Annotated in this window: 13 protein-coding genes; 3 read left to right on the top strand and 10 right to left on the bottom strand. The window is 38.9% G+C overall.

Annotation, left to right across the window (positions count from 1 at the left end; translation table 11 throughout):
• Nucleotides 1-263 precede the first annotated feature (263 nt).
• The 5 genes from H4J59_RS15345 to mdh form a co-directional block, all read right to left on the bottom strand.
• Entirely contained in the window at nt 264-1,364 is a 1,101-nt protein-coding gene (locus H4J59_RS15345) for an ABC transporter ATP-binding protein (RefSeq protein ID WP_182240813.1), read from the bottom strand.
• The gene (locus H4J59_RS15350) at nt 1,361-2,989 is read right to left on the bottom strand and encodes an iron ABC transporter permease (RefSeq protein ID WP_310733207.1); all 1,629 of its coding nucleotides are present in this window, start codon (nt 2,987-2,989) and stop codon (nt 1,361-1,363) included. The genes H4J59_RS15345 and H4J59_RS15350 overlap by 4 nt, the downstream gene beginning before the upstream one ends.
• 24 nt (nt 2,990-3,013) lie before the next feature.
• Nucleotides 3,014-4,015 carry an extracellular solute-binding protein gene (locus H4J59_RS15355; RefSeq protein ID WP_310733208.1) on the bottom strand — a complete coding sequence of 334 codons (1,002 nt, stop codon included), beginning with the start codon at nt 4,013-4,015 and terminating at the stop codon, nt 3,014-3,016.
• Between the two features lie 197 nt (nt 4,016-4,212).
• Complete coding sequence (locus H4J59_RS15360) at nt 4,213-4,692, bottom strand: YcxB family protein (protein WP_182240817.1); 480 nt, start codon at nt 4,690-4,692, stop codon at nt 4,213-4,215.
• Nucleotides 4,693-5,029: 337 nt separating this feature from the next.
• Entirely contained in the window at nt 5,030-5,965 is a 936-nt protein-coding gene (gene mdh, locus H4J59_RS15365) for a malate dehydrogenase (protein WP_182136607.1), read from the bottom strand.
• A gap of 589 nt (nt 5,966-6,554) precedes the next feature.
• Between mdh and argR the strand changes: the two genes are divergently transcribed.
• Entirely contained in the window at nt 6,555-7,028 is a 474-nt protein-coding gene (gene argR / locus H4J59_RS15370) for a transcriptional regulator ArgR (protein WP_182136608.1), read from the top strand.
• A 104-nt stretch (nt 7,029-7,132) separates the two neighbouring features.
• On the opposite strand, the gene H4J59_RS15375 is transcribed toward argR, so the two are convergent.
• From H4J59_RS15375 to H4J59_RS15395, 5 genes are all read right to left on the bottom strand, one after another.
• Entirely contained in the window at nt 7,133-8,056 is a 924-nt protein-coding gene (locus H4J59_RS15375) for a Dyp-type peroxidase (protein WP_182240819.1), read from the bottom strand.
• Nucleotides 8,057-8,261: 205 nt separating this feature from the next.
• Entirely contained in the window at nt 8,262-9,527 is a 1,266-nt protein-coding gene (locus tag H4J59_RS15380; protein WP_182240821.1) for an ammonium transporter, read from the bottom strand.
• Between the two features lie 10 nt (nt 9,528-9,537).
• On the bottom strand, nt 9,538-9,876 hold the full coding sequence (locus H4J59_RS15385; RefSeq protein ID WP_182136611.1) for a P-II family nitrogen regulator: 339 nt from the start codon (nt 9,874-9,876) through the stop codon (nt 9,538-9,540).
• A 521-nt stretch (nt 9,877-10,397) separates the two neighbouring features.
• Entirely contained in the window at nt 10,398-11,246 is an 849-nt protein-coding gene (locus H4J59_RS15390; protein WP_182240823.1) for an HDOD domain-containing protein, read from the bottom strand.
• Nucleotides 11,247-11,359: 113 nt separating this feature from the next.
• Nucleotides 11,360-12,160: a DUF2797 domain-containing protein gene (locus H4J59_RS15395; protein WP_404852028.1), complete on the bottom strand. Its 801-nt coding sequence runs from the start codon at nt 12,158-12,160 to the stop codon at nt 11,360-11,362.
• Nucleotides 12,161-12,332: 172 nt separating this feature from the next.
• Here H4J59_RS15395 and H4J59_RS15400 point away from each other — a divergent pair, with 172 nt between their 5' ends.
• Both H4J59_RS15400 and H4J59_RS15405 read left to right on the top strand, forming a co-directional pair.
• Nucleotides 12,333-12,593, top strand: a complete 261-nt coding sequence (locus H4J59_RS15400) for a GIY-YIG nuclease family protein (RefSeq protein WP_182240827.1) — start codon at nt 12,333-12,335, stop codon at nt 12,591-12,593.
• A 121-nt stretch (nt 12,594-12,714) separates the two neighbouring features.
• Nucleotides 12,715-13,431, top strand: a complete 717-nt coding sequence (locus H4J59_RS15405) for a DUF3581 family protein (protein WP_182240829.1) — start codon at nt 12,715-12,717, stop codon at nt 13,429-13,431.
• The last annotated feature ends 98 nt before the right edge of the window (nt 13,432-13,529 follow it).

The raw sequence follows: 13,529 nt of genomic DNA on the forward strand, positions 1-13,529 counted from the left end.
ACTAATTCCCACTTTTCACCACATTATTACAGTTTAGTGAGAAAAGTAAACTTATGTCAAGTAAAGTTTTTGTAAATCCATAGCGCTGAATGCCTGTAAATAAAGGCTTTGAGGGAAGTGAATGAAATTGTGCACTTTTGTGGATCTGACGCCCAATTTAGACTGAAAATTAACTTTTTTGTAACTAAAAAAGTCATTTTAGTGTCAAAAATTAATGCCAGTAATAATAAACCCATCCTTTCAACTGGAAAAAATCTGCATATTTAAGTAGAGCGAGTGTATAAGTTAAAGTCTTCGCCCTTTAACTTTATCGCTAATTTATCACCTAAGGCAAACAGTTCTTGGCTATAAAAGCTCAGTTCTGAGAAGGCTAGTGCGCTATTTTGCTCAGTACTGCTGAGTAAATAGTGATAGCCTTGTTCGGTTACGCCGATATGTTCAACGATGACATTACTGCTCTGTTGTCCGCATAACTCGATATTGTTGGGTTTAACCAATAATTGGTAACTAAGTGTCGAGTCACTCTTATTATCTACTGGTGCATTAACGATGGCACTAGACGCTAATTGACCAATTAAGCTGGTTACTGGCGCGTGATTATAATCCGCCAGTAATGCTACCGGCAGCCAACTCCCCAGTTGTAAAAAGTCAGCTACTTGCCAACTGTTAGGCTGCTGGCAAACGTTAGCAGGAGAGCCAATTTGTAGCACCTTCCCTTGATGCATAACGGCAATTTTATCCGCAAAGGTGAACACTTCATCTTTATTATGAGTAACAAAAATAGCCGTCATACCCAAACGTTTTAATAACCGCCTGATTTCAATCATTAATTCATTACGTAGCCTGGCATCAATATTTGAAAAAGGTTCATCAAGTAATAATAAACTCGGTTGTGGAGCTAAAGCACGGGCGATAGCGACTCGTTGCTGCTGGCCACCAGATAATTGATGCGGGTAACCTTGTCCAAACTCAGTTAATTCAAGTAAAGTCAGTAACTCTTTACAGCGTTTATTTTGCTCTATTTTCGTTAATTTTTTCAGGCCAAAGCAAATATTTTCATTCACGCTAAGGTGAGGGAACAGAGCATAGTCTTGAAATATCATCCCAATATTACGTTGTTCTGCCGGCAACATGTCTGCAGTACTGATTTTTATTTGCTGATTATTGCTGGGGTTAATTTCAATGGTGCCCGCACTTTGTGCGACAAAACCAGCTAAGGTGTTGAGTAAGGTTGTTTTGCCACAACCACTAGGGCCAACCAGTCCTAATATTTCACCTTTAGCCAATGATAAATCAACTTGCGTTAAAATCACTTTTGTTTGTAATTCAACGGTTAAATTTTCAATATTAATCAGTGGTTTCACTGGGTGTCCTTCTGGCGGTTGAGAATAATAATCGGCAATAAGCCAAACAAGACAATTAAGATAGCGCCTAACGCGCCCTGCTCTAAACGTTCATCTGAGATAAGCTGATATATCTGCGTACTCAAGGTTTCAAAGTTAAAGGGTCGCAATAACAGTACCGCAGGTAACTCTTTCATGGCTTCAACAAAAACTAACAACCAAGCCACCAAAATAGATGATTTTAATAACGGCAGATGAACACGAAAAATAGCTGATAAGGTGGTTACACCTAAGCTCCCTGGTGCTAAATCAAGTGATTTTGGAATTTGGTCTATACCCGCACTAATAGTGCCGTTGGCAATAGCTGAAAACCTGACGATATAAGCAAATACAATAGCAAAAACCGTGCCTGACAATATTAATCCAGGCGCGGCAAAACCTAACGCCTTAGCCACGTCGTTAATAGCATGATCTAATGGGCCAAAAGTGGCGAGCATGGCCATCGCAAGCACAGTACCTGGAATAGCATAACCAAAACCAGAAATTTGCACCGGGAACATACGAGAACGGCTTTGATGTAAACGTTGAAATAAAGCCAGTATTAAGGCAATGAACGTGGCGATGGTAGCGGTATAAGTCGCAATTTCAATACTGTTTTTACCGGTAGCAATTAATGCCACAAGCTGTTGGTAATCGGCATAATCTATTACCATCACAAGCAATAAAATAACCGGCAATAAAAAACCAGCAAAAACTAAAAACCAACAAAATATACTGCCAATGATTTGCTGAGCAACACTAAGCTGCTTACGCTGGTGTTGGGTATTTGGCCGGCTTGATTGATGTCGCTGCCCCGCTCTAGCGCGTTGCTCTGCGACGACAATAAATAAAATAAATAACATCAACACACTGGCTAATGCGTTAGCGGCGGCAAAATCATTGTAGCCAAGCCAAGTATCATAAATAGCTGTGGTTAACGTACTGACAGCAAAATATTGCACAGTGGCAAAGTCGGCTAATGTTTCCATGGTGACTAACGCTAATGACACAGCAATAGCCGGACGAGCTAAAGGTAAGGTCATCTGAAAAAAACTTTGTCGCTCAGTACAACCCAATAACCGACTTGCTCTTAACAAGTTACGGTCTTGTTGCTCAAAAGCGGTGCGTGTCAACATGTAAACATAAGGGAACATGACCAAGGCAATAACAACGGCTGCACCACCTATGGTTCTAATATCAAAAAAGTAATAATCATTGGGTGATTGCCAATCAAACCACGCGCGCAATAACCGTTGCACAGGGCCAGCATAATCAAATAAATCGGTATATAGATAAGCGACTAAATACGCAGGCATTGCGAGCGGTAACATCAGCAACCATCTTAACTGCTTGCCCATAACAATATTAGTTTGGCTAATAAGAGCGGCTGCCGGCACACCAAAGCAAAATGATAACAAGGCCACCAACACCCCAAGTACCAGGGTATTACGGATATATTCAGGTAATACCGTGGCCCATAAATGGCTAAAAAGATCGCTGGACGCATTAATGCTGCCCAATAACATCACCACAATGGGCGACATTAAGGCTAAAGCAAAAAACCAGCTGAAGAATTTCCAACTGGTGTTTTTATTACCGGTGAGCACGAGGCGAGAACTTAATGATAAGCGCTATAAATCAAATTTTGCTTTATCCAGTAAAATCAAAGCGGCTTTACGGTGTTTAGCAATAGTTTCTAGCGGTAAACTGTCGGCTTTGAACTCTCCCCAAGCAGCGACTAATTCAGAGGGTTTTACCCCTGGGCGTACAGGATATTCCATGTTGGTTTCCGCATACATTTTTTGCGCCGGCGCTGACACTAAAAAATTCATTAATGCTAATGCATTGACTTTATTTGGCGCATATTTTGCCATCGCCATTCCGGAAATATTAACATGGGCACCACGATTACTTTGATTCGGGAAGTTAATATAAACCGCCTCAGCCCAAAGCTTTTGTTTTTCATCTTTGAGCATATTACCAAAGTAATAACTATTACCTAACGAGATGTCACATAAGTTTTGGTGAATGGCTTGCACTTGTGCACGATCACTGCCTTGTGGTTTACGCGCTAAATTGGCTTTAAATTTTTGTAACCAAGTCAGCGTATCTGCTTCACCGTGTTCTGCAATCATAGATGCCACTAAAGCAACATTGTAAGGATGCTTACCACTGCGTGTACAAATTCGACCTTGGTATTTTTCATCAGCAAGATCTTCATAATTAAAGTCAATTTTACCTAATCTTTTTGCTGAGTAAATATTTCGTACCCGTGTAGTTAAGGCATACCAAGTATTGTCAGCCGCTTTAAATTGCGCAGGAATTGCCGCACTTAATTCAGCAGATTGAGCCGATTGTAATAAGCCATTATCTTTTAATTCAATTAAGCGGCTAATATCTGTGGTTAATAAGATATCTGCCGGACTGTATTCACCTTCACGTGATAGGCGTTCGGCCATACCTTTTTTGGCAAAAACTACATTAACCTTAATACCGCTTGTTTTAGTGAATTCATTAAATAAAGGCTCAACCAGAAACGGTTGACGGTAAGAGTAAACATTAACCTCGTCAGTTGCTGACACATTAAAACTTGCCGCTAAAAGTGCAACTAATACCAAAGGAGAAAATAAGATTTTATTCAACGTGAAGCCCGCCTAAATAATCATAAAATTGATGAATTTATATTTTCCGTCAGACTAATCAAGATACTGATCACTGTCAAGGTTTTTGAGAATTATTCTCATTCAACTTTCATGCGCTTTTACTAAAATTTTACTCAACCAGAAAGATAAAAAGTTCTTCAGGAAAAATCATCAGCATGACAGCCTATCTATTGGCTAACTTTAGCCTGTAAAAAAGCCTGAGCTGATGCATTGAGGCAACGATTAGAAATATAGTGTCTAAATGAATTATGACTAATTAACCAACCATGATCTGTGGGTATTATTCGCTCTATATCGCTAAATTTCATCTTGTTGTCGTTATAAAATGACGATATATGCACACTGTCTGCATCAATTTTTAAGCTCACCTCAGCTTTTGCCACTTTACTTAACATCTGACGTGCCACCCACCAGGCTTTTTTATAGCGACTGCTGACAATCTCTAACAAGCCTAAAGAGAAAATAAACCAAGCGGCATACGGATTAAGTTCAGAAAACATCACCAACAATGCGCCTATCAGTAGCAAAAATGCGCCTTTACGATATAACGCAGCGAAAGTTGGCGCGGGTACCGATTCATTATAGCATTCACTAAAATGAGATTTGTCTAATATAAATGTTGTTTGGTAACTAAAGGGCTGAGTCATATTACAGTTATGTTTAATGAAGTTATCTGCATTTTACCAATTTTTTGACATTATACCAATGCCATTAAGTTGCTGATTTTGTTGTGCGCAGGAAAAATAAATCTAGGCGGTTCATTTTATTTCTAATCTGGAGTTTATCCCGTTCAACTTCAGGAGCCAATGTCGAATTTAGGCTAGGAAATCAGCATAAAGGATGATTAATAAAGTCGCGACTAAAGCTTTGATTTATCATCCACTTTATCAACATAACTTTGTTAGCATAACAGCGTCCATCGACAAAATTTAGGCAACAAAAAACCGCGTTAAACGCGGTTTTTAAAGCAAAATTTATAACAAATTAGCCGTTGATATAATCAACACCTTCTTTGATATCAGCTTTTAATGTTGCAAGCATGTCATCTTTTGCTTTTTGTTCAAATGCACTTAGCTCGCCGTAAGGTAATATTTCAGCAATACCATTAACACCTAAACGAATTGGGTGAGCAAAGTATGCCGCATCGCCGCCTTCAACGTCTACGTAAGCGTAATCAACAACATCTTCACCTTGTAAACCTTTAACTAAAGATAAACAAAAACGAGCAGCAGCAGCGCCCATTGAAAGCGTAGCAGAACCACCACCCGCTTTAGCATTGACTACTTCAGTACCGGCATTTTGAATGCGAGGTGTTAAAGCCGCAACTTCTTCATCAGAGAAAGTTACACCTTGAACTTGTGAAAGCAGTGGTAAAATTGTGGTACCTGAATGGCCACCAATTACTGGGATTTTAACTTCACTTACGTTCAAGCCTTTTAATTCAGCAATGAAAGCTTCAGAGCGAATAACGTCAAGCGTTGTAACACCAAAAACGCGGTTTTTATCGTAAGTACCGGCTTTTTTGAAAACTTCAGCAACAATTGGCACAGTACCGTTTACTGGATTAGTAATAATACCGACTAGCGCTTTAGGGCAATTTGCAACAATGCCTTCTGCTAAGGTTTTAATAATACCGGCATTAACAGCAAATAAGTCTGCACGGTCCATACCAGGTTTACGCGGCATACCGGCTGGAATAATAACAATGTCAGCTCCAGTAAGGGCACCGGCAAGATCATCAGCACCAAAACCAGCAACTTTTACTGCTGTTGGGATGTGTGATAAGTCAACGGCAACACCTGGAACAACGGGTGCAACGTCATATAAAGATAACTCAGAACCTGCAGGTAATTGAGTTTTTAATAGTAAAGATAACGCTTGGCCAATACCACCAGCAGCGCCTAGCACAGCAACTTTCATTCGATGTCTCCAGAAATTTGAGTAATTACGTAATAATTTGTCGGCCAAAAGATATAGTAAAAATGGCCAAAAAACAATGATTTTACCAAACAGATTAATTAATTGTACAATTTATCGCCTCTGAATGAATTTAGCACAAGCAAAATATTTTATAGATAATTAGGCTTGGATTTACGCTCTAAGCCGCCTTACCTACTGTATTAATTCAGCGGTATATTAGATTTATTTTCAATGGTTATAAGTTTACAACTAAATACCCAAAGGACCAGTTTATAAGACTTATGTTCGGTATTATTAATTTTAATAAAGATCGCACACAGCCACAGCTTCAATCTTGAACTATAAACCCGTGTCTCTAACGTTTCATGCTCAATAACTTAGCCAGATCGGACTTAACTTAAATTAAATTAACTTAAATTAACTTAGTAAGCTTAACAAACTTAATTGAGTTGGTAGACTGAGAATTATTAACCTGTATTGCCTTATAAGGATAACGTATAATAAAAATTATGAAATAATACTTAGGTCTTAAGTAGGTATTATATATCAATAATAGTCGACCCTAATTTCTATCAAGTAATGGACCTATATGAGCGGACAACAAAAACAAGAAGCTTTAGTACAAGCGTTCAAAGATTTATTAAAGCAAGAACAATTTAGTTCACAAGCTGATATTGCCGAAGCCTTAAAATCTCAGGGCTTTGAAAATATTAGTCAGTCAAAAGTATCGCGTATGCTAAGCAAGTTTGGTGCGGTACGAACCCGTAATGCCCGGCAAGAAATGGTTTATTGCTTGCCGGCAGAATTGGGTATGCCTACGGCTAAAAGCCCACTCAAACAATTAGTACTCGATATTGAGCACAATGACGTTATGGTGATTATTCGAACGAGTCCTGGTGCGGCGCAATTAATCGCGCGCTTACTCGACAGTTTAAGTAAAAGTGATGGTGTACTCGGCACTATTGCTGGTGATGATACTATTTTTATTGCCCCGACTGACGTTAAAGCAATAAAACAAACCATTGTTAGACTTGAAGCATTATTTTTGAAAAACTTAACTTAAGTCTTTCATTCAGGGTTGGGTTTACTGATTAGGTTTCATTAAGTGTCGCTCAACGCTATATTAATCTGCCAAGCAATATAGCGTTGGCACTAAAATGCCCAGTGTTAGTTACCAAGCTGTGCCAAAACATTTAAGCTAGGTACAAAAAATGCGGCCCCCGTTTCCGCTTGTGTATACTTGAGTAGATGATCACTATGGCCATGAGCATCACCAGCAATCATACTTTTTAGCATTAATTCAAAAGGCTCTGGCGAGTGACAATAAGCAACGAAGAACAAGCCTTGCAGCTTCATATCACCATACGGCATACTTTGGCGTAATATTTCAAGGCTATTGCCTGCACTGTCTTTTAAATTAACCCGCTTAATATGTGAAGATGGCGCTTTATTTTCTTCTGAATATTCTTCATTGTTCACTTTAGTACGTGAGAAAACGTCTTCTTGTTCTTTAACTTCCAATGAGTTCCACAAATTTAAGTTATGGCGATAACGCTGGATATGCAGGTAACTACCGGCAGAAAATTCGGCATCTTGTGCGTCAGTAATCAGCGCAACACGACGACGGTGATGGCCTTGTGGATTTTCAGTGCCATCAACAAAGCCCGTTAAGTCTCGACCGTCTAAAAATCGAAACGCTCGAACTTGCTCAACCAATTCAACACTATCCGCTAATAACTGACAAACTTTTGTCGCAACAATATGATTTACGTCAGCTCGGTCGCCACGAATTTCGATATAAAGATCATAGTTATTTGCTGGAGCGGTGCGGTCTTCTATCGCCATTTCTGGAAATTGGCGTAAATGCTTAGGCCGTCCTTGCGGGTAAAGTTCATCCCAAAAGTTTGTGCCAATCGCAATAACGCCAGCTAAATTAGCTTCTGAAAAACGATCTGCATATTTATCAAATAAGGCGGGTAAACGCGATAGTGCTTTACGTAAAAATAAATTTTTATCATCTAACGCATTAAATAATAAATAATATCCGTGAAGACTGGGCTCTGCACAAACACCAAACTGCTCTCTTGCCATCTAACAATCCACTCATAAACATATCGGTTAATAGCCTAATCTTACACACTTTATGACTAATGGTAGTAGAAGTTTGATAAATATTTAAAACCCTTGCTCTGTTATAAATAATCAAGCTGAGTATTGAGTAATTAAAATAATAAAAGCCTGTGTAAGTTAAGACACAGGCTTTTAATGTTTTAATCGCTTTATTAACTTAAGTTATTTAGCCACGAGTAAACTCTGGATAGGCTTCCATACCACAATCAGATTGATCACAACCTTCGTATTCTTCGTCTTCGCTGACTCTGATACCGATAACTTTTTTCAGCACAAACCAGACCACCAAACTAGTAGAGAACACCCAAACAAAAATGGTTGCAGCACCAATTAATTGCCCGCTAAAGCTTGATGCACTATTGGTTAACGGCACTAATAATAAGCCCAGTAAACCAACCACGCCGTGTACTGAGATAGCACCCACCGGATCATCAATTTTTATTTTATCTAAACTGATAATGGATAACACCACCACAATACCTGCAATAGCGCCAAACAAGGTGGCCTGAATAGGTGTCGGTGTTGATGGCTCAGCCGTAATAACCACTAGTCCTGCCAAAGCACCATTTAACGCCATAGTTAAATCTGCTTTTTTAAAGAGTAATTTCGCTAAAACTAACGCCGAGATTGCACCTGCCGCTGCTGCTGCATTGGTATTTAGAAACACCATAGCGACTGAGTGTGAACTAGCAATATCGCCAAGCTTCAATACTGAACCACCGTTAAAGCCAAACCAACCCATCCATAAAATAAATGTTCCTAACGTTGCCATTGGCAGGTTTGAGCCTGGTATAGCGTTTATTTGGCCATTTTTACCGTATTTACCTTTACGTGCTCCTAACAGTAAAACACCCGCTAATGCCGCGGCTGCACCTGCCATATGTACGATACCCGAGCCAGCAAAGTCAGAAAAACCCAGTTCAGAGAGAGTATATAAACCAAAAACAGCATTACCACCCCAAGTCCAGCTGCCTTCCATTGGGTATATAACGCCGGTTAACACTACAGCAAAAGCTAAAAAGGCCCATAGTTTCATGCGCTCAGCTACTGCACCAGAGACAATTGACATGGCAGTGGCAACAAAAACTACTTGGAAAAAGAAATCAGATGCCGCCGAATATATTGCTGCACCGGTAAAACCATCTTCTCGTGCTGAAAAGTTTTCTAATACCTTGGCGGGATCAACCGTTTCAATGCCTGATAAGAACATGCCGCCGCCATACATAATGTCGTAACCAACAAATAAGTACATCATGCAAGAAATCGCATAGAGCGCGACATTTTTAGTCAAAATTTCTGTGGTATTCTTGGCTCGAACTAAACCGGCTTCTAACATTGAAAAGCCTGCCGCCATCCACATTACCAAGGCGCCACAAATGAGGAAATAAAAGGTATCCATTGCGTACTGAAGTTGAAAAATATTTTGTTCCATAATTTTGCTCCTATATCGCTTCTACGTCTTGTTCACCAGTACGAATTCGCACGGCATGCTCAAGGTCATAAACAAATATTTTGCCATCACCAATTTTACCGGTATGTGCTGCTTCTGCGATGGCATCAACTAACCGTTGCACAACATCATCATTGACCGCAATTTCAAGTTTCACTTTCGGGAGAAAATCTACTTGATATTCAGCTCCCCGATATAATTCGGTATGCCCTTTCTGGCGACCAAAGCCTTTTACTTCACTGACCGTTAGACCTTCAATGCCTATTTCAGAAATAGCCTCTCTGACGCTATCAAGCTTGAAAGGTTTTATAATTGCACTTACTAGTTTCATGTTGTTATTCCCTAATTATTATTAACTAATACTTATCAATCTTCATGCCAATTAAAATATCATACAAAAACAAGTAGATAGGAAATATTAGCTTAATACTGCCGCACCACGATAGTGCGTATGAAATTTATTTGTCAGCTACTGGTGCAATATTTTCAGCCAGAGAAATTAGCCCCAGACAATGAAAATAGCGCTAAATGAGTAAGGCTTAATCGGTAGCTTTGACTACAAACTGATATATCAGGCATTAATGTAAAAACTAAAGACATAATTGCATTAAGCTAACGGGTGAGGTTTTCAGTGAGGTATTAAAGGCTGATATTAAGCAGTTCGGTTGAAGTTTTCAGTGAGGTATTAAAACCTGATGCTCAGGGAGGCGTTGAGGTTTTTTCAAACCAAAATGCCATTAAAAAAATGTCGTCGCTAGCGCTTACTTAATGACTAGAGACTTATATTGATGCATGAAAGGTATCGATATAAGTTGTGGTTAATCTCCTATAAACAATTAAATGGCATAACAATTAAAAAATCATTGCTGTGCCTGGATTTATAATGGCCAACATACTTAAACGCTCTAAGTCACAAAAATTGATCGCCTCTTGTATCGTGTTTTCATCTATCGGTAATTGCTGCAAGGCATCTTCGCTTAATAACAGTTCAATAGGGTGTGAGCTACAATCAAACTGGCTCAACATAATGCGTTTTGCTAGATATAAGAGTTTAGTGTCATCTGTGCTGTAAGAGAAATCGCTATTGTCTTGATTACGAATAGGCTCGATAATGCTATACGGTAATTGCCATTGCTTTAAAAGTTCAGCGCTGCATTCACCGTAAGTAAAACCAAGTTCATGATGTTGCTTTTCCCAAGGGAGCTGGGGTGAAGAAAAATTGTTAGCCGCTAATATTTTTTCTGGAGATATTTGCTGAACAACAAGCTCACCCAAGTTGTGTAGTAACCCGATAATAAACAAGCGTTCAGCATTGGGGATATTAAGTTTGCTGCCGATGTATTTAACAATGAGCGCACAATCAACACTTTTACACCAAAAGTCATCTAAATAGTCCTGTTCAACATTGACTCTTTTAAAGGTGCGGTTAGTAAAAAAAGCTATCACTAAATTATAAACTTCGTTAATACCTAGCACGAGTAAGGCTTTTGAAATAGTATCAATTTTTCCTGGATAATTAAAAAATGAGCTATTAGCAAGTTTTAAAATGGTTGCCACTAATGCCGGGTCCAAAAGAATAACATCAGCAATATCGTCAATCGTTGACTGTTCATCATCAATCAACTCTTTAATGCGGACAAAAGAATCTGAAAGTACAAATATTTCACCGGCTGCTTTTGCATAATCGTTCACATTCTTCATAATGATCCTCACATCTCTTTTATCGCTATAACTCACGTAGCGGTAAAATTAAACCGCCCCGTAATAGTTAAAATATAATCTATCCTAGGTAAATTGATTATCCTTGGCAATAATTAACTTACCTGCAAACTCACATGATATGACGTAAATTTACGTAAATTAATCACACCCGTTTCAAAAATCAAATATTGCCCTTTTATTCCCAGTAAAACACCTGAAACTTCGGGCGTTTTATCAAAATTAAAAGATGATATTTTTGTTAAATATTGCTTAACGGGGAAATGCAAGTTAACCACATCCTCATCCAACTCAGTCACGGCATCAGCACCATATTTTAAGCTAACACTTGCCAATTTTTCGGCGATTTTAGGCTTAAGTTCTTCAGCAATAACTTTTAAATCTATCGCTTCTGCACTGCCTTTAAGCATCGCCCGCCAATTGGTTTTATCCGCAATAAATTCAGCTAAAGCAACTTCTACTAACCCTGATTGTAAGCGTGTGCTGACTTTAAAGATAGGTAATGCTTGTGTAGCACCCTGGTCAATCCAACGCGTTGGAATTTGTGTATGACGGGTAATGCCAACCTTTAAACCTGAAGTATTCGCGAGATAGACATAATGCGGGATCATACAATTACTTTCGCCCCATGCTGGCTCTCGACAAGTGCCTTGTTCAAAGTGGCAAGTTTCTGGTTTCATGATACACATGTCACATTGCGCAAGTTTTTGCATACAAGGAAAACAATAACCTTGAGCATAACTTTTTTTGACTTTTCTGCCACAATGCTGACAATCTATATGACCACTAAAACTGAGCGTTAGGTGCTTGCCTATCAGTGGGTTTAACTCAACTTCTTGCTCACCGAGCACCATACGGTAATTTACCGTACCATCTGCCGCTAAATCCGCACGCATTTTGCGTAAAGCACCTATTTCTGTTTGCAACATATCTCAACCTATTATTTTTTCAGGCACTGATAGTATAAAAATCGCCAACTAGCAGCTAGCATTAATTCATTTTTATCTCGAATCTCAACAATAAAATTGCGAGAATGAATTATTAGCTCTCTAATCAGACTTTATTACTATGTGGTACGTTTATTTTCTTCGTTGTGCCGACAATAGCCTTTATGCAGGTATTACCACCTCACTTGAACGACGGGTACTTGAGCACAACGAATGTAACAAAAAAGCGGCAAAATATACTCGAGCTCGCCGTCCGGTAACTTTAGCTTACGCTGAATCTCAACCAAATCGACAGCAAGCAAGTCGTCGCGAGTATCAACTTAAGCAACTTAACAAGCAGAATAAAGAACAAGTCGTTTATAGCTATTCGCTGCAACTGTAGCTTAAAGGCTCTACTTTTACTGGTCTGCTTTGTCCGTTAAATATTAATAAACTTCGATTTTGACTAAGCATACTGATAGAATAGCACCGATTTCAATAGCTTAAAGTGATGACAAGACTCCATGTTTTTAGAGAATTATTGCCGGATTTCGGATGATAAAATTAGTTTCACACGTCAACAGGCGAGTGATTTTGCTAAACAAATTGCTGACGACTTTAATCCTCTACATGACATAAACGCTAAACGCTTTTGTGTTCCAGGTGACTTACTGTTTTCATTAATATTAGAGCGCGCAGGATTGCACCAAGAAATGAGCTTTAGATTTTCTGGTATGGTCACAGATGCAACTACCTTAAATATTCCAACAGAAATCAGCACAACCGCGCGTATTACTGACGATAAGCAAAAAGAATATTTGAATATCTCGGTTGCCGGTAATCACACAAAAAACAGCCAATCGATTGAAGCGTTAACGCGCGCTTATGTTGAATTTTCAGGACATACTTTTCCACATATTCTGGTCGACTTAATGCAAAAAAATAAGGTGATGATCAACCCAACTCGCCCTATGGTTATGTATGAAAGTATGTCTATTAAACTGGATAATCTTGATTTTCAAGATATCACCTTGCGTTTATCTTCAACCACTTTAGCGATAGAAGGCAAACGCGGTAAAGCCTGTTTATCATTTGATTTAGTTTCACAAGAAAAAATCATCGGCCACGGTAAAAAGTTTATGCTACTAAGTGGCTTGCGAGACTACTGCCAAGAGACCATTGATAGTATTGTCACGCAATATAATAATACTAAAGCCCAGTATATCGCCCAACAAAGTTAACGCTATATAATAAAAGTGAGTCATTAAGATTAGCGCTAATGACTCACCACCATTAGCGCTTAAATTAAGCACTATGTAAGCGGTTACAATCACATCTC

The organism is Colwellia sp. MB02u-10, assembly GCF_014077185.1.
Taxonomy (GTDB): domain Bacteria; phylum Pseudomonadota; class Gammaproteobacteria; order Enterobacterales; family Alteromonadaceae; genus Cognaticolwellia.